We start from the raw sequence: 22,517 nt of genomic DNA on the forward strand, positions 1-22,517 counted from the left end.
CGTTAATGAAAATAGCAGCAGTCCAAAATAAAGATTATCCTGTTTTAAAAGAATTATTCTTGAAAGAAAGAAAAAAAACTTTTTCCTGGCTTGACACGTCCGAATACCAATTAGACGATTTCGAAAAATATACACAGGGAGAATATATGCTGGCAGCATTCATAAATGATATTCCTGTTGCTTTTATTTCGATCTGGATGCCTACAAACTTTGTACATCATTTGTATGTGGACGAAAAATACCAAGGCAAAAAAATTGGAACAGAATTATTAAAAGCTGCTATTGCCGTAACGAAATCTGCCGTAACTTTAAAATGTCTGGAAAACAATACAAAAGCCATTGAATTTTATAAAAGAAAAGGATTTACAGAAAAAGAAAAAGGACAATCTGAACATGGCAGTTATATTTTGTTTCAGTCGTCTGAAAAAATAGTTTAACACATTAAACTTAAAAATATGAATACAGAAATTCAGGCATATAACGATTCTCAAAGCGATGAAGATCAAAAAATATGCACTATTTTAAGTGCCGAAATTAACCATTTCCTGCCCGAAGCCGAAAGTAAAATCTGGCATGCGCATCCGGTTTGGTTTTTAGATGGAAATCCGATTGTGGGCTACAGCAAATTAAAAGGCTCTGTTCGATTGCTTTTTTGGAGCGGACAATCTTTTGAGGAAGAAAAACTGCAAAACGAAGGTTCTTTTAAAGCTGCTGAAATGCGCTATACCAACTCAGACGAAATAAACAAAGACGATTTGAAACGCTGGCTGCAAAAAGGAAAAGAAATTCAGTGGGATTATAAAAATATTGTAAAACGCAAAGGAGTTCTTATTCGATTACTTACCAAACCCTATTAACAAAAAACCAAATGAAATTTTTTCAATTATCAGCCTTAATTTTTTTTACCACAATAACCTTTTCACAAACAAAAATGCGACCAGTAAACGAACTTATAGATCCAAAAGATTCTGGATGGAAATTAGTAAAAGAATGGATTAATACTGCCAAAAACAAAGTAGAAATCCTTCCTGCAGATTCGCAAAAAGCCAAAGATGCCTTATACAATACGCAAGTTACAACTAGTTCGCCAATGGGCGCGATTGTATATAAAACCGGCGGTATATTAATTGATAACGGCTGGATTAGAATTTTAGGCTCGGGAAGCACCAAACTCAACCGAAGCCTGCCAGATTGGAATAAAGGAAAATCTTTTAAAGAATTTGGCGAGGCACCTGCTTATCTGCTTATTGCAGACGATGCTTTGGGCGGTTTTTATTTATTAAATGGAGGCGCTTTAGGAACAGATCTTGGAAACGTTTATTATTTTGCACCAGACAGCTTAGATTATGAACCTCTGGAAATTACGTATTCTCAATTTTTAGAATTCTGTTTTAATAATGATTTGGACAAATTTTACGCGGGAAGCAGATGGGAAAGTTGGAAAAAAGAAGTTGCTGTATTATCAGGCGACCAGGTTTTTAACTTTTACCCGTTCTTATGGTCAGAGGAAGGAAGCGATATCAACAAAGTGCAAAGAAAACCTATTCCTATTGAAGAGCAATACAGCTTAAATTTAGATTTAAGAAAACAGCTTGGACATTAATTGATATATTAAGGCGTGCCCCAAGGGTCAGGCTGTCCGCTGTATCTTTTATGGCGGTCCCGAAGCCTCGGGACGCCATAAAAGGATGCCGCTCCCATCCTTCACGCATTCATTTTCACAAGAACGTTTTGCGTTAAAATAATTTGTATTTTAGTAAGATCAGAACTACAACCTAAAACCTTCTAAATCATGCTAAAACAAATTTTTCTTCTCCTGATGTTTTGTTTCGGAACTCAGATACATTCTCAGGAACTGGGTTTTACAACTCCAGATTATAAAGCAATTGAAAAAGAAATAAACGATAAGAATTCAAAATTCTTCTATCCAAAATTAATGGAAAGGCTGACGAAAAATGATACTTTATTATCGCATGACGAATACCGCCATCTGTATCTCGGTTATGTTTTTCAGCCTAAATACAATGCTTTTTGGAAATCACCAGATGAAGAAAAATTAAACGAATTATTCGGGAAAGAAAAACTCGAAAACTCGGATTATGACGAAATCATTAAATTAATAAATCACTCTTTAAGCGAATTTCCATTTGATTTAAAACAGCTTAATTATCTCGCTTATATTTATCATTTAAAAGGAGACGAAGCTTTATCTAAAATTACTTCTTTCCGATTTCACAGTATTATGAATGTAATCCTGTCTTCTGGCGACGGAAAAAAATGCGAAACTGGTTTTCATGTTTTACTGGTGGATCACGAATATGTTCTCTTAAATGTTTTCGAAATAGAATCGAAAGGACAATCATTGGTTGACAATTGTGATTATCTCAGTTTTGAAAAAGGCGCTTACCAAGTGGACGGCATTTATTTTAATATCGAGAAAATGCTGGAAAACGAAAGAAAAGCTGTCCGATAAATTTGTTTTAAGATTCCAATCTCATGAAAAACTAAATTTCTCTCTAGCCCTCCCGAAATGATCGGGAAAAACGGCATTCTTTTTTGGCTCTTCACTCCTATTATCTGTCAAAAAAGATATAGTACACAGCGGGACAAGTGTTCTTTTGAAAACCTAAACTTCTGCTTCTAAAAAAATAAATTGCAAAACTCCAATAGTTCTCACTTGTTGGAGTTTTTTTTTGATACAAATTATATTTTTATTGTTTATCAATAAATATTTATTATTTTAGCAGCATAACTTTTAATCTTAATTACAATGGAAATTAAAATTGGAACCCCGCAAATCTTAACAATCCTGAATGTTTTGTCTTGGATTATTTTTATTGGCTTATGTGTCGAAGCCGGTATTTATTTGTTTAACGGCACTTATACCATGACGATTAATTCGTACAATGCGCGTTTTCTTAATTTACTCGATCTGTATAATTTCAGTCCTGCTTATTATATTCAGGAAATGATTTTTATGAGTATTGTAGCGATTTTAAAAGCCATAATGTTTTACTTAATTGTAAAAATGCTGCACGAGAAAAAACTAAATATAGCGCAGCCTTTTACTTTAGAAATGGGACGTTTTATATTTTATATGGCTTATTTGTCTTTTGGAATTGGTTTGTTTTCGCTTTGGGCAGCAAAATTCAATAACTGGCTGTTTACAAATGGAGTGAAAATTCCAAATCTAGAAGCTTTAAATCTGGAAGGCGGCAGTGTCTGGATATTTATGTCGATAATACTTTTTGTTATTGGACAGATTTTTAAAAGAGGAATCGAAATTCAGTCTGAAATTGACTTAACTATTTAAACGAGAAATTATGCCTATAGTAGTAAATTTAGACGTGATGATGGCAAAAAGAAAAATGTCACTGAACGAACTTTCAGAAAAAGTAGATTTGACTTTATCTAATCTTTCGATTTTAAAAACCGGCAAAGCGAAAGCGATCCGATTCAGCACGCTCGAAGCAATTTGTAAAGTTTTAGATTGTCAGCCGGGAGATATTTTAGAATTCTCTGAAGAATAAAGCACTGTTCTTTTTTTAGATTTAATTTGTATTTTCGTACAAACAAGATCACATTTCAAAAAGTTTAAATATAAAGAATCTAAAAAATGAACATTTTAATTGTTTACGCGCATCCTAGCAAAAAATCGTATACGTTTCAGGTTTTAGAAAGATTAAAATCGGTTTTGGATCTTGAAAAATGGAATGTAGAAATCTCGGATTTGTATGCTTCTAATTTCTGCAGCGACATGTCTGAAGAAGAATACGAACGGGAAGGTTTTGCCAAAACCCAGCTTCCTATTTCGTCAGATGTTTTGGCTGAACAGGAAAAAATAGAAAAAGCCGACTGTATTATTTTTCTATATCCCGTTTGGTGGAGCGACTGCCCCGCAAAATTAAAAGGCTGGTTTGACCGCGTTTATTCTGTTGGATATGCGTACGGACAAAACGAAACTTCTAGAAAAATGAAAACTATTCCGTTGGGACTTGTAATCTGCACCGCAGGGCATCCGAACGCTTTTTTACACGAAATTGAAATTGCCCAAAGCATGGAGAAAATAATGCTGCAAGACCGACTTGGAAAACGCTTTGAAAATAAAGAAATGATTATTCTGGGCGGAACCTTAGATTTAGAAAATGTGATGACAAAACATTTTGAAGAGATTGGCCAAATTCCGAAAAAAATTAAATCAATAAAAAAGTGATTTCATTATTCTTTATGAAAGATCGCACTTCTTTTCTTTGATTAATAAATGGAATCAACGACGAATCTGGAGATCTTCAAAATTGTAATGCATATTAAATTGATTTTAGCAAAATGCATTTTAAAATACATTTTAAGTATTAGATAGTTGAAAACTACTCATAGTAAAATATAAATAAAATCCTATATTTACACAATTTAATACTTTTAGATTATGTTGAATTCACATCATCTCTTAACGCTGTTGCTTCTTTTTATATCTTGTAAAGAAATTAAAACCGAAGAATTACTTCACAACCAAAATTTGATTTATTTTTCCTCAACAAGAATCGCCGAACTAGGTGATGAAAAATGGCTCGCAGTTCAGTCTAAAATAGACGATAAAATAAAAATTGAATATATAGATGATATTATTTTTGCATCGCGATTTATAGATGTAAATGCCTGTGGAAATTATGCAGGAGACATCCAATTTCAAAAAGATTCAATTTACTTAATGTACAAATTATTACCAGGCGATTTATGCACTTCTAGAGCTATTGATAAGGTTACTTATATTATTAAAAACCCTGAAATGAAAGAATATAAACTAGCTGTTAAGTAAGAATAATTTAGTCTTGTTGTTCGCTGCTCTAAGCAGTGATAAAAAAAGCGAGTTAAAAGAACCCAGATTTTTATATTATAAACCCATAAGTAAAAAAACAGAAGTTGTAGAAATAAAATATATAAGATAGGCAGCTACTAACGCAACAAATTTTGTAACGGTGAAAAATTATAATGCTAAACACAATGATACAACTTTTGTTAACTCTTGATTTTATCTGGACGCTAAAAATTTTAAAATATGGAAATTTTCAGCTGAAAATAATAAAAAACTAAAGGATGGAAAAACAATTAAGCTTACTAAAAGATATTATAAAATTTCTTATTAGAACTTTAACCTTAATGCATAATCATCAATACCAATCATGAATTTTCAAAAAATAAAAGTTTACCATTTGTTCTGGATTGTTTCTATACTAATTATAATAATTGGAATTGTACAAAGCAATGATCCAAACGCTATTCTAGACATAAACATACATGATACCTATTATGTTATAGCAAATTTTGACAGCACGGTTTTTCTTTCTTTGTGTTATTTTTTAATGGGATTTGGCTATTGGCTTCTTCAAAAAGTATTCAAAAAACAACTCGTGCGATTCTTAACATTAATTCATTCTATTATTTTGATAGGAAGTTTTATTTTGTATTGGATTGTTTTCTTTTATAAACCACTATATTATAGAAATGATAATTTTCCGTTGATAGAAGATTTACAAAGTTTAAATGTAGTTTTAGTAACAGAGTTATTCTTGATTGTTTTGTTTGCCACGCCAATTTACATTATCAATTTACTTATTGGGATTTTTAGGAAAAGTAAAACTATATAAGCTTTAAAAATTCCAAAATCCAAATTCCAAAATCCAAAATCCAAAATCTAAAATCTAAAATCTAAAGTCTAAAAAAAAACCTGTCCGAAATACACCGTAAAATTGTCTTTTAAACACCTCAACTATTTGATTTATAGATTGTAAATTTACTTTTACTAATTTCTAAATCAACACAAATGAGCGCGCACGATTTTACCACAAAAATAATAGTACAGCATTCTCCTGAAGAAGTTTTTAAAGCCGTACAAAATGTCCGCGGCTGGTGGTCGGAAGATATTGAAGGAAAGACGGCCGAACTAAATGATGAATTTGAGTATCATTATGAAGATGTTCACCGATGTAAAATAAAATTGATTGAAGTAATTCCGAATCAAAAAATTGTCTGGTTTGTCGAGCAGAACTACTTCAAATTTACAGAAGACAAAACCGAATGGACCGGAACAAAACCGACATTTGAAATCACCGAAAAAAATGGAACAACGCAACTTATCTTTACCCACTTTGGTTTAGTTCCAGAATACGAATGTTTCGAAATCTGCCACGATGCCTGGACTACTTACATTCAAAAAAGTCTCAAAAGTTTAATAGAAACCGGCAAAGGAACTCCAAACGGAATTGGAAAACCTCAAACAGAAAACGAAAAAAAACTATCTAAAAGCTAACTTTAGAATCTCAGTCCCGAAGCTTCGGGATAGCACCTTTAAAAAAAAAGCCTACAACAACAGTAGATTTGGCTAAATCTTTTGTTCTGATACTGCGCAACTTTGCAATATCAAAAATTTAGAACAAATGAAAATTATACTTACAGGTTCTTTAGGGAACATCAGCAAGCCGTTAGCCACAGCGTTAGTGCAAAAAGGACATGCGGTTACCGTAATAACAAGCAGTGCGGCCAGACGAGCAGAAATTGAAAACTTAGGCGCAAAAGCAGCCATAGGTTCTGTCGAAGATTTAAGTTTTTTAACGGAAACTTTTACAGGAGCAGACGCCGTTTACTGCATGATTCCGCGAGCTAATTATTTTGATCCGAATCTTGATTTGGATGCGTTTACACGAAAAATTGGAAACAATTATGCCGAAGCTATTCAACAGTCTGGTGTAAAACGTGTTGTTTATTTGAGTAGTATTGGCGCACATTTGAAGCAAAATTCTGGAATTATCCAGCGATATAACGAAATCGAGTCTGTTTTAAATAAACTTTCGGACGTTTCTATTACGTTTATGCGCCCCACTTCATTTTATTACAATTTGCTGGCTTATATCCCAATGATCAAAAATCAAGGAGTTATTGCTGCAAATTACGGTGCCGATCAGTTGATTCCGTGGGTTTCTCCAAATGACATTGCAGCAGCTATTGCAGAAGAAATAACTACACCGCTCGAAGGGCAAAAAATCCGTTACGTTTGCAGCGAAGAATTAACTGGAGATGAAACGGCTAAAATTCTTGGCGATGCAATTGGAAAACCAAATTTAAAATGGCAGTTAATCAGCGATGAAGAAGTCCTAAGCGGATTAACTGCTATTGGTATGCAGCCAAAAATTGCGGCAGGTTTGGTCGAAATGTACGCTGGACTTTATAATGGTACATTAGGCGAAGATTATTATAAAAACCGCCCAGCTGTTTTAGGAAAAACAAAACTGGCAGATTATGCCAAAGAATTTGCCACAATTTATAATCAGAATTAAGTACCTTAGAGCATGGCAAATCAGCAACCACACCGAATAAAAAGTATCAGCGAATTTCATCAGTTTCGAGATTTGCCTAAGCCGGAACACCCATTGGTGAGCGTTTACAATTTTGAAGATTTAAAATATTTGAACGAAGAAGAACCCAAAAGTCTGATTCTGGATTTTTATTCTATCGCACTCAAACGAAATGCCAATGCCAAAATGCGCTACGGACAGCAGGAATACGATTTTAAAGAAGGTGTAATGCTGTTTATTTCGCCAGGTCAGGTTTTTTCTATCGAAGGAAATGCCGAATTGCAACATACAGGATGGTCATTATTGATCCATCCTGATTTTTTGTGGAATACACCGCTTGCACAAAAAATAAAGCAGTATGAGTATTTTGGATACGCAGTTCACGAAGCCCTGCATCTTTCTGATAAAGAGCAAAATATGATTATTGATATCATAAAAAACATTCAGCAGGAATATCAATCTAATATTGACAAATTCAGCCAAGAGGTTATAATTGCTCAAATCGAATTATTACTGACTTATTCCGAGCGTTTTTACAATCGTCAGTTTATTACCAGAAAAATAAGCAATCACGAGATTCTTGTGCGTTTGGAAAAACTGCTTGAAGATTATTTTACTAATGAATCTTTAACTCAAAAAGCACTTCTAACAGTTCATTATATTGCCGAAAAATTAAACGTTTCACCAAATTATTTAAGCGGTTTATTAAAACATCTTACTGGTCAGAGCACGCAGCAGCACATTCATAATAAATTGATTGAAAAAGCAAAAGAAAAACTTTCAACCACCAGCTTATCTATCAGCGAAATTGCTTTTGAATTAGGTTTTGAGCATCAACAGTCTTTCAGCAAATTATTTAAAACCAAGACAAATGTTTCTCCGTTAGAATTCAGACAATCTTTTAACTGAAAACATTAGTAAAAACAAGCTGTCATTTCCAAAAAATTCAATTTAAATACAATAGAAATCAAATAGTAAGAATTTTAATTTCCTGAATTTTTACATCACTTTCTGCAATAATTGTAAAGCTTAATTTCATACCTTAGTTTGCTTTTTAATCCATTAAATTATGACTAAGAAAGAAATTGCACAAAACTTCTTAAAACTTGCTGCCAGCGGACATTCGCATGAAGCTTTTAGGCTTTATGTGGGAGAAAACTTCAAACATCATAATGTCCATTTCAAAGGTGATGCCGCAACTTTAATGCTGGCAATGGAAGAATCGGCAAGAAAGAATCCCAATAAAATTTTCGAAATTCATCATATCCTTTCAGACCATGATTTGGTGGCTGTACATTCGCATCTCAAACAAAATTCTGATGATTTAGGTTTTGCAGTGGTTCATCTTTTTAAAATTGAGTCAGACAAAATCATCGAGCTTTGGGATTTAGGACAGCCTATTCCGAAAGAAACAATCAATGAAAATGGAATGTTCTGAATTAATCTTAATTGTTAATTGAGCCCGATATTGACTTCAAAAGCTTAAAAATGGCAAAAAATAAAACTACCGAAACCCAGCAAAATGTAACTGATTTTATTACTACAGTTGAAGACAGCGCAAAAAGAAATGATGCTTTTGAACTCGTAAAAATTATGCAGGAAACCACAGGTTTTGAACCGAAAATGTGGGGACCAAGTATTGTTGGTTTTGGGAGTTATCATTATAAATATGACAGCGGACACGAAGGCGATGCACCTTTAGCAGCTTTCTCCCCTAGAAAAGCGGCTACAACAGTTTATTTTTATTTACCAGAAGAAAATAGGGACGAACTTTTATCGCAATTAGGAAAACACAAATCTTCTAAAGCATGCATTTACATCAAAAAATTAACTGATATTGATCTTGAAATCTTAAAAAAAATAATTTCACGTTCAACTGAATACACTCTAAATTTATATCCTCCAAAATAAAATGATTCCATTCTTAATTCTAGTATTTCTAATTGCACTTCTTGTTTACAAATTTCTACAGCATCCAAAATTTGGAAAAGCACCTTCCGGCGAAAGATTGACTGCCATACAGCATTCACCTCAATACAAAAATAGAAAATTCGAAAACCAGAATTTTACGCCAGATCTTGCCGAAGGCGCTTCTTTTGTGGGAGTTCTATTTGAATTCTTTTTCAAAAAAGTGGCTCGAAAAATCCCAACTGATTTGATTCCATCTATCAAAACCAATTTAAAGGAACTTTCTACTAATGAAGATATTTTAGTTTGGTTTGGGCATTCGTCTTATTTTATTCAGCTTGAAGGAAAGCGTTTACTTATTGATCCTGTTTTCAGCGGTAACGCCTCTCCTATTCCCGGCACGACAAAATCGTTTAAAGGATCTGATATTTATACGGTTGATGATCTTCCAGAAATTGATTATTTATTGATTACACACGATCATTATGATCATTTGGATTATGAAACGATTCTAAAATTAAAACCTAAAACTAAAAAGATAATTACGGCACTTGGCGTTGGTTCGCATTTTGAATTCTGGGGTTTTCCTGCTGCAAGTATTATCGAAAAAGATTGGTACAGCAAAATCGAATTAGATGAAAATCTAACACTTCACACCGCGCCTTCTCGACATTTTTCGGGTAGAAGTTTTAAACGATGCAATACGCTTTGGACTTCTTTTATTCTAGAAACTAAAGATTTTAAAATGTATTTGGGCGGAGACAGCGGCTACGATTCCCATTTTGCTGAAATCGGTGCCAAATACGGGCCTTTTGATATTGCATTAATCGATAACGGTCAATACAACGAGAAATGGAAATACATTCATAACATGCCCGAAGATGTCATAAAAGCAATGAAAGATTTGAAAGCTAAAAGAGTATTCCCTGTACATTCTTCTAAATTTGCATTATCGCTTCATGCTTGGGATGAACCACTTATCAGAGTAACAGAATTAAATTCAAAATCTGAAACTCCGATCCCATTAATTACACCAATGATTGGTGAAACTGTGGAACTTAAAAATGAGAATCAAGAATTTAAACAATGGTGGAAAGGGGTTAGTTGATAATTGTTAATTGTTAATTGTTCGTCGTTGGTCGTTCATGGTTGATCGTTGATGGTTTGAATATCCACAATGTCACCCCTGACAACGTGAGCAAAACCTGAAACTTGAAACCTGAAACTTGAAACAAAAACTAACTTATAAATGCAGCTTTGCGAACTTTGCGTTTTATAAGCGAACTAATTTATAAAATCATAGCGCCCTTTGCGGTTAAATTCTTCCCTGAACATAAACCTGAAACAAAAAATGAAACAAAAAACATACTATTTCGTCATTACATTCCTTTTAACATGTAATTTGTTTTCGCAAAATACTTATGTGTTTCTAGGATCGTATAATCGAGATAAGGCAGCAGAATCTATTCAGGTTTATCAGCTGGATACTTTAAATGGAAAATTGACCAAATTCACTTCGGTTAAAAACATTATTAATCCTTCGTATTTAACGGTTTCTCCAAACGGGAAATATGTTTATGCTTGTACAGATACTAAAACTCCAAATGCGGGAAGCATCAGCAGTTTTGAGTTTAATCCAGAAAACAAAAGTCTGACTTTTTTAAACAGTCAGAGGAGCGGCGGCGAAAATCCGGTTTATGTTACGGTTCATCAAAGCGGCAAATGGATTGCAAATGCTAATTATACAGAAGGAAGTGTTTCTGTTTTTCCAATTTTAGAAAATGGAAAAATCGATTCTATTGCACAGAATTTTCAGTATCGGGACGGAAGTGTAAATAAAGAAAGACAAACTAGGTCTCATGTGCATTCGGCGGTTTTTTCTCCTCAATTTGATTATTTGTTTCTGCCCGATTTAGGAGCTGATAAAATACGGACTTATGCCTTTGATGAAAATCAGAAAAAACCTTTAATTGAGACTAAAAATCCTTTCTTAAAAACTGATCTTGAAGCTGGACCAAGGCATTTTACTTTTCATCCAAATCAAAAATTTGGATATTGTATTGAAGAAATGGCGGGACAAATAAGTGTTTACAAGTATGAAAACGGCGTTTTAAATAAAATCCAGCGTATTGCCACACATCCTGATAAAATAAAAGAGGGTTTTGAAAGTTCGGACATTCACATTTCTCCAGACGGAAAATTCCTTTATGCCACAAACAGAGGCAGAGAAAATAATATCGCTATTTTTTCCATTGACGAAAATGGTCTTTTGAAAAATATTGGTTATCAATCGACTTTAGGAAAACATCCAAGAATTTTTGCCATAGACGAAAGCGGGAAATTTTTGGTTGCCTCGAATGTACTCACTGGCAATGTAATTGTTTTTAAAAGAGATGCTAAAACAGGATTGCTAAAAAAAACAGGAAAAGAAATTAAAATGGAAAATGTTTCCTGCGTGCAGATTAAGAGGATTTAATATTTTTTCACGCAGATTAAGCAGATTGGTGCAGATTTTTATATTTTAAATCGAAATTAAATCTGCTCGAATCTTTCTGAATCTACGTAACAAACACTCAATTCTTTAATCTGAGTTATAAAAACTAACTATAAAACTTTTACAAAATGACAACGCCATATTTCAATTTACAACCCGACCTTCTTGAAGATGAAATCGTAAAGTTGATTCCGTTAGAAGAGAATCATTTTGAGGAATTGTTTAAAGTTGCTTCAGATCCTTTAATTTGGGAACAGCATCCTGCAAAAGACAGAAGTAATCGAGATGGTTTTAAAACCTTTTTTGATGCTGGAATAAGTTCTAAAGGTGCTTTTTTAATTTTAGACAAACAGACCAATGAAATTATAGGAACTACACGTTATTACGATTACAAACCAGAAAACTCGAGTATTGCAATTGGATATACTTTTTTGGCGAGAAAATTTTGGGGCGGACCTTATAATAAATCCTGTAAAAAGCTTTTGATTGATTATGCTTTTCAGTATGTAGATTCGGTAATGTTTCATGTTGGAGCAGAAAATTTCCGTTCGCAGAAAGCTGTTTTAAAACTGGGAGCTGAAAAAATAAATACCATGGTAGTTACGAATAATGGTGTAAATTTGCCGCACTTTGAATATGAGCTAAAAAAGTAAAGCTAAATTTGAGTTTGCAGTGGTCAGTTATAAGTGGTCAGTAAATAGCCATTGAGTGACAGTGCACAGGTAAACATTATTTTTTAATTTTAATTTCCCAACAAACAAATGAATAGAATTACAGTTTTCTGTGCCTCAAGTTTTGGTACTGAAAAAATTTACGAAGAACAAGCAATTGCATTAGGCAGAACTTTAGCCGAACAAAATATAGAATTAGTTTACGGAGGCGCAAATGTTGGATTAATGGGTGCTGTTGCAGATGGAACTTTAAACGCTGGTGGAAAAGTAATTGGCGTTCTTCCCAACTTTTTAAGATCAAAAGAAATTGCACATCAAGGTTTAACCGAATTAATTTTGGTTGAAAGTATGCACGAGCGCAAAACGAAAATGAATGATTTATGTGATGGCGTAATTGCTCTTCCTGGCGGTTTTGGAACTCTTGAAGAGCTTTTCGAAATGCTGACTTGGGCGCAATTGGGACTTCATAAAAAACCAATCGCCGTTTTAAACATCAATGGGTTTTACGATTCGCTTTTAGAATTGCTGCAAACCATGACAGAGAAAGGTGTTTTGAAAGAAGTAAATCAAAAAATGCTTTTGGTAAGTGATAACATCGAAGATTTATTAGACCAAATGAAAAATTATACGGCACCAACCGTTGGTAAATGGATTGATAAAAAAGAGGTTTAAAGGCATTTACAAATTAGTTCATTGTAGTAAAAATATTTCATATATATTTGCGAACAAACCAAAAACTAATTAACCTAAAATCCCGAATGAAGAAAAAATTACTCATTTATTTATTATTTATTTTAAGTTTCCAAGCCTATTCCCAAATTGTATTTCAAAAAGGGTACATTTTCGATAACAATGGCAATAAAATCAATTGTTTGATTAAAAATATTGACTGGAGTAACAATCCAACTGAAATTCAATATAAATTAAATGAATCAGATGAAATAAATACTACTAACATTAAAGAAATCAAGGGATTTGGAATTGAAAATGAATCGAAATATGAAAGGTTTAATGTAGATATTGACCGGTCATCAGATGAATTGAGAGAAATGAAATTTGAAAAGTATCCTATATTTAAAAAAGAAATGCTTTTTTTAAGAGTTATTGTAGAAGGAAAAGCAACTTTATACGAATATATTGAAGGTAATTTGACTCGCTATTTCTTTAAGATTGATGAAGCACCTTTAAATCAATTGGTTCACAAGATATACAAAATTGAAAACGACCAAACTGCAGCTAATAATGAATTTAGACAACAATTATGGGCAAATTTACAATGTTCTGAAATAAGTATTAATGAAGCTGAACAAGTGAAATACAAACTAGATGATCTCACAAAGTTTTTTATTAGATATAATAAGTGTAATGATTCCAATTTCATTAATTACAATAACAATCAGAAAAAAGATTTGTTTAATCTTACCATCAGACCTGGTATAACCAATTCAAATTTGACAATTTCAAATCAATCACCCTATAATTTTAGCAATAAGATTGGTTATCGATTAGGTCTTGAAGGTGAGTTTATTTTGCCTTTTAATAAAAATAAATGGGCTATAGTAATTGAACCAATCTACCATAGTTTCTCAACGTCAACTACTTTGAATAATATAGAAAGTAAAATCGAATATAAAACAGTTGAGATTCCTGTGGGGCTGCGATATTACATGTTTGTAAACGATAAATCTAAGTTTTTTACAAATGCACAGTATGTTCTTGTTCAGTCCGTTAATTCAACTCTTTATTATGATGGCAGCAAATACCAAACAAAAGAGAGACAGATATTACCCAGCAGTAGTTTATTTTTGGGCTTAGGCTACAATTTTAGAGGTAAATATAGTATGGAATTTAGAATGAATTTTAAAAAGAATATTCTTGACAACTATTTTTCTGAATCTTCCAAATATAAATCTTTTTCTTTGGTTTTTGGGTACACATTAATATAATAATGATTTAGATTTGGTTTAGAAGCCAAGCTTATTTTACCCTTCAAAAAAACAAATGGTCTTTAATGTTTGAACCCACTTATGTAGGAGTTTACAAAGCTGAGAAATCTAGATTAGATTCAAGAACAAATGAAATACTTAAAGGAAGCATCGAATATAACGCAATTGAACTGCCAATTGGATTGAGATATTATATGTTTTTAAATAATGAATCTAGCGTTTTTTTGTTAATGTACAAGCTGTTATGGATCAATCTTAAATTCAAAAGCTTATCTAGAATACTCTTCACAAAGAAATGAAACGCTTGAACCAAAGGCCAAAGGAAGTTTTACGTTAGGTGCGGGTTATAAATACAAACAAAAGTACAGTGTAGAATTTAGAGCCAATTTTGGAAAGAACATTCTTATAAGTTATAAAGATTGGAATTATGACTATAAATCGTTTGCTATAACTTTTGGTTATTCAATACTTTAGAAATCACATTTTAATGCTAAAAGAGCTTTACAGAGAGCGTAAAGCTCTTTTAGCATTAAAATATTTAGCGAGTTACACTTTTAATTAATTTTTGACAGTTTTCCTACAGCAATTTCATAATTTAGAGGTCAGAATAAAAAATTTGCAATTTCAGGTGTATAATAACGTTTTACACCTGAATCATACTATCTAACCTTCAAACAAATGAAAACAGAAAACAACAAATTTGCAAAAGCCGAAATGCTGATTCGAAAACCGGTTTCAGAAGTTTTTGAGGCTTTTATAAATCCGCAGATCACAAGTAAATTTTGGTTTAGTAAAGGTTCTGGAAATCTCGAAGAAAACCAATCGACAGAATGGACTTGGGAAATGTATGGTTTTTCGCTTATGGTTAAAACCTTGGTTTTACAAGAAAATAAAAAGATCGTAATTGAATGGGGAAATCCAGATGAAATCACTTTAGTAGAGTGGGTTTTTAGTCCGTTAAACGAACATGAAACTTTTGTAAGTATTACTAATTCAGGTTTTCACGGCGATACAGACAAAATAATCGATCAGGTTCGCAATTCTACAGAAGGTTTTACATTGGTTTTGGCTGGTGCAAAAGCGTATTTAGAACATAAACTACAGCTGAATTTAGTTTTGGATCGATTTCCAAAAGGTCTCGCATAATTTTTAGTTTCATTTTATTTTTGTTTCAAGTTTCAAGTTACTGCAGAGAACTTGAAACTTGAAACCTTAAACAAAACCGCATGGAAACAAAGAAACCCGAAAACATAGACGAATACATTGGCGGATTTCCGAATGACGTTCAGGAAATTTTGGAGAAAGTCAGAATGACGATTCAGAAAGCGGCGCCCGATGCTCAGGAAAAAATCAGCTATTCGATGCCGGCTTTTGAGCAAAACGGAATAGTTGTTTATTTTGCTGCTTTTAAAAATCATATCGGACTTTATGCGCTGCCTAGCGGGCATGAGGCTTTTACAGAGGCACTTTCTAAATATAAATCTGGCAAAGGTTCTGTTCAATTTCCATTGAAAGAGAAAATGCCTTATGATTTGATTACGAAAATTGTAAAATTTAGAGTCAAAGAAAATCTCGAAAAAGCGAAAAAGAAATAAATTCATTAATTGTATATTTTAGCCACTGCCTATGAAAATCCTAAACTTCTTTTTTATTGCACTTTTAGCCTTAACAAACACTTTCGCCTTTGCACAAAGTGATGAAGAAATCGAAAAAATGATTGTTGAACTGCACAAACCAACAAAAAAAATTCAGGATTCGATTGTAGAATTAATTACAGAAAACTCTTCAAAAATTAAAATTGAAAAAGATACCGCTGTCATACAAAGGTTAAAACTTCGTTATGACACATTAGTTAATGCTTACGACGAAAATGGAATTAATGAATTGCAGCTTGACTTTGTTTTTGCTAAAAAACATCCAAATTCATTAGTCGCCCTACAGTTGATTAAAAGACATATGGGGCGTTTTTTCGGCATGAATTTTTACGATACTTATGTTGCAGTTTTCCAAAATTTTTCTCCTGAAATTAGAAATTCTGAAAAAGGAAAAGAAATGGAAGAGAAATTAAAATACTTTAAACAAAGTAAAGTAGGAAGTATTGCACCCAACTTTAGTTTAAAAGATATCGATAACAAAACCATTTCGCTTGCCGATTTTAAAAATAAAAATTACATTTTAATAGACTTTTGGGCAAGCTGGTGCGGTCCTTGCAGAGAAGAACTTCCGTACATCAAAGAATTATATAAAAAATACCATGATCAGGGATTTGAAATTATAAGCGTTGCAAAAGATGACAAAACAGATCTTTGGAAAGAAGCCATTTCAAAAGAAAAAATACAAAGCTGGAAACATATTTTCGTACCAAAAGATAATGCAAATATTATTAATGATTATTTCGTTAACGGCATCCCACATAAAGTTTTGATTGACAAAAATGGTGTTATAATTGGAAAATGGAAAGGAAGCGGAGAAAACAATAAACATGATTTACAACAGCTTTTAAAATCTATTTTTGAAGCCGAATAAAACAACGAAATGAATCTAACCGAACAATATAATCAACTTTATAAATCATCAGCTGAAGCAATTTCGGAAGGAAAATATGCAATCGATTCGGAGCTTAAAAACGAATCTGATTCTCGTTTTGGGATCACGCTGCTTGTTCGTCCAAATGATGAAATAAAAGCCAATATAAAGCATATCATTGACGAATTAAAGAAAGCAGAACCTGAGCAGTATTATTATCCAGATTCTGATATTCATATTACGGTGATGGGGATTATTTCTTGTTCGGAGGAATTTAATTTAAATCAGATTTCACCAAACGAATATATTGAAGTGATCTGCCGAAGTTTGGTTGAAGTAAATAAAATCAAAATTCATTACAAAGGCGTAACTGCTTCTCCAGCTGCAATTATGATTCAGGGATTTCCAAGTGATGAGACTTTGAATAATTTGCGAAACAGACTTCGCGAAAATTTTAAAAAATCTGGATTACAGCAATCTATAGACAGTCGATATACTATTTCTACTGCACATTCTACCATAATGCGTTTTCAGGAAAAACTCCAAGATCCGAAGAAATTAATCCAAATCGCTGAAAAATTCCGCGATTATGATTTTGGAGAATTTGAAGTAAAAAGTATAGAATTAGTATATAATGATTGGTATCAGCGTAAAAGTACAACGCGGGTTTTGGGTGATTTTGGATTGAGGTAATTTTTTTTTCGCCACGAATTCCACAAATTGGCACTAATTATTTAATTCAACTAACAAGTAATACAAATTTGTGAAAATTTGTGGAATTTGTGTCAAAAAATCAAATCTTTATATTTTTATTTGAACTTCCCGAAATGCCATAAAACACCAGACGGATCATGCAGAAAACATTCACTTCCCCAATCTAAATAGTGAATTGGAGTTAATTTTACGCTTTCGTATTTTTCAGGAAGATTTAAAGCCTGAAGTTCCTTATAATAAAGCTCGACATCATCAACTTCTATAAAAATCATCGTGTTATCAATCCAGTCTTTAACGTAAGCATCTTGCAGGTAAAATGCAATTTCATTGGTTTTAAAAACAGACATTTTCGCATCTAAAACTGTTTCTTCAAATCCTAAATCGCGATAAAAACTTCTCGAAATTTCGAAATCTTTAGAACCTATAAATGGTCGGATTGATTTTATTTTGTGATTCATTTTTATAAATTTATATCATTATAAGAAATTAAAAACCATTTGTTGCCAATCAATTTAAATTGTCTTTCTACTTCAAAACCGCTGTCTGGTATCCAAAATCTTTCTGTAACCAAAGTATCTGTTTTTACTAAAGAATGCTAGTATTCTCCAATTTCTGATTTTTCAGCAACAGGAATCGCCTGAAACTGCCAATTCTTTCTGTTCCAATTGTATTGTTCAAAACCCGAAACATGTTTTCCTTCAATAGGAAAATCAACTCTTGAAACCTGAAAAATAGAATCTGAATGAAATTTTTTATTGAAATCCTCAAAGCTTTCAGCTGTTTCTATAACTTCTTTTTTTTCTGATTTCTTAACAGGCAAATTTGGAACAGATTCTTTTTCTATTTCATGCTTTTTACAACTTAAAAAAACGAGAGAAAGAAATAAAAAGGCAAAGGGTTTACTATATTTCATTAGAAACAAAATAATTAATTCTTCTTCAAAATACTTCCTAAACCACGACCAATCTGCTCAATTGCCTCGATACCTTTTGCTAAGGGCGATGCTGTAAAATCTTCGTAGGCATCCATCGCACTTTCTTTACGATCGTCCTGCGGATAAACCAATATTACATTGTTATCATTAAAATATTTTTCAAATTTATGAGGCAGTTTATCAAAAATTGACTGGTACGAAACAGAACCTTTTCTGGACAAATTGAAAACTACCAAATCTGTTGGTTTTATCTCGTCTGAAATAGCTTCAAAATCTTCCCAGTCCATTACGCTTTTAAAAGCAAGTTTTGCATTCAATTTTAAAACATTAGCAATCTGCTGAATAGCTTGATGCGTTTTATATTCGGCATAAACCACAATCGGAATACTTAATTCCTGAGACAAACGACAGATTTTCTGAAGCAGTACTTGAAAACCAATTCCCCTTTCTGAAAACGGAGGGCATACAAAAACCAATCTTTTTTCTTCAATAAAGTTCTTTTGGAAACGGCAGATGAATAAACTTTTATCCACATTATTAATAATAGAATCGACGTTTTCTCCAAAGATTTTATCGATAAACCCTGTTTTTCTCGGCCATCCGACAATCACAATATCCGACATAATTTCTTTCGAAGTTCTTGCAATTCCACTCGCAGGATTATGATCAATTCTGGCAATAGTATTAATTTTTACTTCTGAAGCAGAAGCTTGAACTACAAATTTGTCAACTGCTTTTCTGTATTTTAATATATTCTTTTCCGCTTGTCCGTTATTCGGAACAATTGTTAACAAAGTAACTGGATTAGACGATTTTTTATCTTTTATCAATAAGGCAAAATCCAATAAAGTGGCTGCTGCCGAAGTTTTTGCCAGCGGAATCAAAATATGTTCGTCTAAAATTAAATCTCGTCCTGTATCTTTAGGTGAAATTTCTTCTTCGCAGATGGCAATTTTTTTCGCCGCTTTTTCAGTAGCAAATGAAGCGACGATACATGTAATCAGAATTAAAATAATAGTTCCGTTTAAGATATTTTCGTCTAATATTTTTGCTTTAAATCCAACCAAAATTACGGCCAGAGTTGCTGCCGCGTGCGCACTGCTCAACCCAAAAATAAGTTGTCTTTCGGTTTTGGTATATTTAAAAACAACCTGAGTAAAAAATGCTGCAATCCATTTTCCGAAAATTGCCACAACACTTAAAGTTCCTGCCACAATTAAAGCTGTTGGTCCGCTTAAAATAACGCTCACATCAACCAGCATTCCTACTGAAATCAAGAAAAACGGAATAAATAGTGAATTCCCGATAAACTCAATTCGGTTCATCAAAGCAGACGAATGCGGAATTAAAGGATTCAATGCCAAACCAGCAACGAATGCGCCAATAATAGGCTCTACTCCTGCTACTTCGGCCAAAAAGGCAGCGAAGAAAACAACAGAAAGCACAAAAATATAATGGGCATGTTTTTCACTTTCTAATTTTTTGAAAAACCATTTGGCAATTCTTGGAATAACCAGAAACATAATCGCAGAAAAAATCGCCAATGAAACACCTAGTTTAATCCAAAAAGCTTGATTTAAATTCCCTTGACTGCTTCCCATAATCACGGCAAGAATAATCAAAACCGCAGTATCTGTCAAGATAGTCCCTCCGACTGTAATGGCAACAGCTTGATTTTTTGCAATTCCGAGTTTACTCACAATTGGATAGGCTACCAATGTATGTGTAGCAAACATACTAGCGGTTAGAAAACTGGCGTTAAAGTCGTATTGTAACAAATAAAAACAAACTGGAAATCCTATTGAAAGAGGTAGAATGAAGGTAAAAAAACCAAATAATAAACTCTTGTTTCGATTGGCTTTAAACTCATTCATATCCAATTCTAGACCTGCAATAAACATTATATACAGAAGCCCGATTGTCGAAAATAAGTCGACTGCTGAATTTTTTGCCAGAATATTTAGTCCATGCGGACCGATGATAACACCCGAAATAATCAGTCCGATAATTCCTGGGATATTGATTTTTTTTAGTAAAATCGGCGAAAGCAGGATTATAAAAAGGATCAAAGAAAAAATTAACACGGGATTGCTAAGCGGTAATTCGAATTCTTGTAATAGATGTTTGAAAAATTCTATCATATTGTAACTTTATCTTCTTGTGGTATTCCTATTTCTAAAAGACATTTTCAGAATTAAAACAAAATCCCTGAAGCATTAATAATTGGAAAGGATCGTGCTGTTTTTTACAGCTTGATTTACTACAAAAATACCTAAAAAACACGAACTTTCTACGAAAACTGCATATTAAGGATTTAAATTTATTTCGTTGCCGAATTATTAATATTTAATATTTATTTTAACAAATACGCAAGATTAACATTCAAAAATAAATCATCATTGCATTATTCAATTATCTTTGTCTTAACAAAAATTGAACAATGGAAGAATGTATCTCTGTTTTTGATATGCTTAAAATTGGCGTTGGCCCTTCAAGCTCACACACTTTGGGACCTTGGCGTGCTGCGGAACGCTTTCTGGAAGAGTTGAAAGACGAAGCGATTTTAGAAGATATTACAAGAGTAAAAGTCGATTTATACGGTTCTCTTTCTTTGACAGGAAAAGGGCACGCAACAGATTTAGCAGTGATGCTCGGATTGAGCGGTCAGGATCCCGAATATATTCCGGTTGAAGACATTGCTGGAATTATCAAAAAAATCGAAACGACAAATGAAATCAATTTGGGAAACCAAAAAAAGATTCCGTTTTATTTTCTTCAAGACATTGTTTTCAATAAAGATTTTCTTCCTTTCCATGCAAATGGATTAAAATTTACTGCTTATAAAGGAGATAATTCAGAATATGAATCTACTTTTTATTCTATCGGAGGCGGTTTTGTCGTAAAAGAAGAACGCACAAATGCCAAACTGAAAGAAGTTATAAAATGTGCTTTTCCTTATCCTGTTCAAAATGCAGCTGAGTTGTTGAATTATACTATTTCTGAAAATAAATTGATTTCTGAAATTGTATATGAAAATGAAATTTCGATGCGCCCTGAAGCCGAAGTGCATTCAGAATTAATGCGTATTTGGAATACGATGCTGGAATGCATGTATATTGGCTGTCATTCTGAAGGAATACTTCCCGGCGGACTTAACGTTCGCAGAAGAGCTTTTGATATGCACCAAAACCTTATCGGATTATCTAATTATACTGATCCGCAAAGCTGGCTGGAAGAAATTAGAAAAACCGAAGTTAAATTTCGCCAGATTCTAAAATGGGTAAGCTGTTTTGCACTTGCCGTGAATGAAGTAAATGCGTCTTTAGGCCGAGTTGTTACGGCACCTACAAACGGAAGTTCGGGTGTAATTCCAGCGGTTTTAATGTATTATCTGGTAATTGAAAATCATAATGCGGGCGAAAAAGAAATCAAGCAATTCTTGATGGTTGCGGGCGAAATTGGCAGTATTTTCAAAAAAGGATCTACGATTTCGGCAGCAATGGGCGGTTGTCAGGCAGAAATTGGTGTTTCGTCTTCAATGGCGGCAGCAGCGCTCTGCGAATTAATGGGCGGAAGTCCTGCGCAGGTTTTAATGGCAGCTGAAATTGCAATGGAACATCATCTTGGTTTAACCTGTGATCCTATTGGCGGCTTGGTTCAGATTCCTTGTATTGAAAGAAATACGATGGGAGCGATAAAAGCGATAAATGCTGCAGAACTTGCCTTGGAAACTGATTCGAAAAACGCTAAAGTTCCTTTGGATAAAGTAATTAATACGATGTGGGAAACGGCAAAAGATATGAATTCAAAATATAAAGAAACCTCAGAAGGTGGACTTGCAATTGCTGTAAATATGGCTGATTGTTAAAATGTTTTTTTTTTGCTAAAGATTAAAAGTATCAAAATTATTTTTCACTCAGATTTAGCAGATTAGGCAGATTTTATTTAAAATTTAGAATAAATAAATCTGCGTAA

27 protein-coding genes are annotated in these 22,517 nt (G+C 33.1%); 24 read left to right on the top strand and 3 right to left on the bottom strand.

Annotated elements, in window-relative coordinates:
* Positions 1 to 5 precede the first annotated feature (5 nt).
* The 23 genes from BSF42_RS03390 (at position 6) to BSF42_RS03505 (ending at position 17,587) form a co-directional block, all read left to right on the top strand.
* Entirely contained in the window at positions 6 to 437 is a 432-nt protein-coding gene (locus BSF42_RS03390) for a GNAT family N-acetyltransferase (protein WP_095951722.1), read from the top strand.
* Positions 438 to 455: 18 nt separating this feature from the next.
* Positions 456 to 857 carry a DUF1801 domain-containing protein gene (locus BSF42_RS03395; protein WP_095951723.1) on the top strand — a complete coding sequence of 134 codons (402 nt, stop codon included), beginning with the start codon at positions 456 to 458 and terminating at the stop codon, positions 855 to 857.
* Between the two features lie 74 nt (positions 858 to 931).
* A complete protein-coding gene (locus BSF42_RS03400; RefSeq protein ID WP_095952056.1) occupies positions 932 to 1,603 on the top strand; it encodes a DUF2625 domain-containing protein in 672 nt (223 codons plus the stop codon).
* 189 nt (positions 1,604 to 1,792) lie between these two features.
* Positions 1,793 to 2,473 carry a DUF4919 domain-containing protein gene (locus BSF42_RS03405; protein ID WP_095951724.1) on the top strand — a complete coding sequence of 227 codons (681 nt, stop codon included), beginning with the start codon at positions 1,793 to 1,795 and terminating at the stop codon, positions 2,471 to 2,473.
* A gap of 297 nt (positions 2,474 to 2,770) precedes the next feature.
* On the top strand, positions 2,771 to 3,313 hold the full coding sequence (locus BSF42_RS03410; RefSeq protein WP_095951725.1) for a DUF2975 domain-containing protein: 543 nt from the start codon (positions 2,771 to 2,773) through the stop codon (positions 3,311 to 3,313).
* A gap of 10 nt (positions 3,314 to 3,323) precedes the next feature.
* Entirely contained in the window at positions 3,324 to 3,530 is a 207-nt protein-coding gene (locus BSF42_RS03415) for a helix-turn-helix transcriptional regulator (protein ID WP_095951726.1), read from the top strand.
* 86 nt (positions 3,531 to 3,616) lie between these two features.
* Positions 3,617 to 4,213, top strand: a complete 597-nt coding sequence (locus BSF42_RS03420; RefSeq protein ID WP_095951727.1) for an NAD(P)H-dependent oxidoreductase — start codon at positions 3,617 to 3,619, stop codon at positions 4,211 to 4,213.
* A 213-nt stretch (positions 4,214 to 4,426) separates the two neighbouring features.
* A complete protein-coding gene (locus BSF42_RS03425) occupies positions 4,427 to 4,816 on the top strand; it encodes a hypothetical protein (RefSeq protein ID WP_095951728.1) in 390 nt (129 codons plus the stop codon).
* Between the two features lie 364 nt (positions 4,817 to 5,180).
* A complete protein-coding gene (locus BSF42_RS03430; protein WP_095951729.1) occupies positions 5,181 to 5,645 on the top strand; it encodes a hypothetical protein in 465 nt (154 codons plus the stop codon).
* 176 nt (positions 5,646 to 5,821) lie between these two features.
* Complete coding sequence (locus tag BSF42_RS03435) at positions 5,822 to 6,307, top strand: SRPBCC domain-containing protein (protein WP_095951730.1); 486 nt, start codon at positions 5,822 to 5,824, stop codon at positions 6,305 to 6,307.
* Between the two features lie 127 nt (positions 6,308 to 6,434).
* Positions 6,435 to 7,331, top strand: coding sequence for an SDR family oxidoreductase (locus BSF42_RS03440; protein ID WP_095951731.1), 897 nt, complete (start codon positions 6,435 to 6,437; stop codon positions 7,329 to 7,331).
* Between the two features lie 12 nt (positions 7,332 to 7,343).
* Complete coding sequence (locus BSF42_RS03445) at positions 7,344 to 8,258, top strand: AraC family transcriptional regulator (RefSeq protein WP_095951732.1); 915 nt, start codon at positions 7,344 to 7,346, stop codon at positions 8,256 to 8,258.
* A 160-nt stretch (positions 8,259 to 8,418) separates the two neighbouring features.
* Positions 8,419 to 8,787: a nuclear transport factor 2 family protein gene (locus BSF42_RS03450; protein ID WP_095951733.1), complete on the top strand. Its 369-nt coding sequence runs from the start codon at positions 8,419 to 8,421 to the stop codon at positions 8,785 to 8,787.
* 50 nt (positions 8,788 to 8,837) lie between these two features.
* On the top strand, positions 8,838 to 9,260 hold the full coding sequence (locus tag BSF42_RS03455) for a DUF1801 domain-containing protein (protein ID WP_095952057.1): 423 nt from the start codon (positions 8,838 to 8,840) through the stop codon (positions 9,258 to 9,260).
* Between the two features lies 1 nt (position 9,261).
* Positions 9,262 to 10,365 carry an MBL fold metallo-hydrolase gene (locus BSF42_RS03460; RefSeq protein ID WP_095951734.1) on the top strand — a complete coding sequence of 368 codons (1,104 nt, stop codon included), beginning with the start codon at positions 9,262 to 9,264 and terminating at the stop codon, positions 10,363 to 10,365.
* Positions 10,366 to 10,608: 243 nt separating this feature from the next.
* Complete coding sequence (locus BSF42_RS03465) at positions 10,609 to 11,733, top strand: lactonase family protein (protein WP_095951735.1); 1,125 nt, start codon at positions 10,609 to 10,611, stop codon at positions 11,731 to 11,733.
* 146 nt (positions 11,734 to 11,879) lie between these two features.
* Positions 11,880 to 12,404 (top strand): GNAT family N-acetyltransferase, encoded by a 525-nt coding sequence (locus BSF42_RS03470; protein ID WP_095951736.1) that lies wholly within the window; start codon positions 11,880 to 11,882, stop codon positions 12,402 to 12,404.
* Between the two features lie 108 nt (positions 12,405 to 12,512).
* On the top strand, positions 12,513 to 13,094 hold the full coding sequence (locus BSF42_RS03475; RefSeq protein WP_095951737.1) for a TIGR00730 family Rossman fold protein: 582 nt from the start codon (positions 12,513 to 12,515) through the stop codon (positions 13,092 to 13,094).
* 86 nt (positions 13,095 to 13,180) lie between these two features.
* Positions 13,181 to 14,368, top strand: a complete 1,188-nt coding sequence (locus tag BSF42_RS03480; protein ID WP_095951738.1) for a tRNA modification GTPase — start codon at positions 13,181 to 13,183, stop codon at positions 14,366 to 14,368.
* A gap of 678 nt (positions 14,369 to 15,046) precedes the next feature.
* Positions 15,047 to 15,514, top strand: coding sequence for an SRPBCC family protein (locus tag BSF42_RS03490; protein WP_095951740.1), 468 nt, complete (start codon positions 15,047 to 15,049; stop codon positions 15,512 to 15,514).
* An 80-nt stretch (positions 15,515 to 15,594) separates the two neighbouring features.
* The gene (locus tag BSF42_RS03495) at positions 15,595 to 15,963 is read left to right on the top strand and encodes an iron chaperone (RefSeq protein WP_095951741.1); all 369 of its coding nucleotides are present in this window, start codon (positions 15,595 to 15,597) and stop codon (positions 15,961 to 15,963) included.
* Between the two features lie 31 nt (positions 15,964 to 15,994).
* Positions 15,995 to 16,894: a TlpA disulfide reductase family protein gene (locus tag BSF42_RS03500; protein ID WP_095951742.1), complete on the top strand. Its 900-nt coding sequence runs from the start codon at positions 15,995 to 15,997 to the stop codon at positions 16,892 to 16,894.
* A gap of 9 nt (positions 16,895 to 16,903) precedes the next feature.
* The gene (locus BSF42_RS03505) at positions 16,904 to 17,587 is read left to right on the top strand and encodes a 2'-5' RNA ligase family protein (RefSeq protein ID WP_095951743.1); all 684 of its coding nucleotides are present in this window, start codon (positions 16,904 to 16,906) and stop codon (positions 17,585 to 17,587) included.
* Between the two features lie 116 nt (positions 17,588 to 17,703).
* On the opposite strand, the gene BSF42_RS03510 is transcribed toward BSF42_RS03505, so the two are convergent.
* The 3 genes from BSF42_RS03510 to BSF42_RS03520 form a co-directional block, all read right to left on the bottom strand.
* On the bottom strand, positions 17,704 to 18,066 hold the full coding sequence (locus BSF42_RS03510) for a glyoxalase (protein WP_095951744.1): 363 nt from the start codon (positions 18,064 to 18,066) through the stop codon (positions 17,704 to 17,706).
* A gap of 137 nt (positions 18,067 to 18,203) precedes the next feature.
* The gene (locus BSF42_RS03515) at positions 18,204 to 18,521 is read right to left on the bottom strand and encodes a DUF4348 domain-containing protein (protein ID WP_095951745.1); all 318 of its coding nucleotides are present in this window, start codon (positions 18,519 to 18,521) and stop codon (positions 18,204 to 18,206) included.
* Between the two features lie 14 nt (positions 18,522 to 18,535).
* The gene (locus tag BSF42_RS03520) at positions 18,536 to 20,683 is read right to left on the bottom strand and encodes a cation:proton antiporter (RefSeq protein ID WP_095951746.1); all 2,148 of its coding nucleotides are present in this window, start codon (positions 20,681 to 20,683) and stop codon (positions 18,536 to 18,538) included.
* A gap of 299 nt (positions 20,684 to 20,982) precedes the next feature.
* On the opposite strand from BSF42_RS03520, the gene BSF42_RS03525 reads away from it, so the two are divergent.
* On the top strand, positions 20,983 to 22,410 hold the full coding sequence (locus BSF42_RS03525; protein WP_095951747.1) for an L-serine ammonia-lyase: 1,428 nt from the start codon (positions 20,983 to 20,985) through the stop codon (positions 22,408 to 22,410).
* Positions 22,411 to 22,517: the final 107 nt, after the last annotated feature.

The sequence above is a fragment of the Flavobacterium sp. ACN6 genome (assembly GCF_002304005.1).
Classification (GTDB): Bacteria; Bacteroidota; Bacteroidia; order Flavobacteriales; family Flavobacteriaceae; genus Flavobacterium.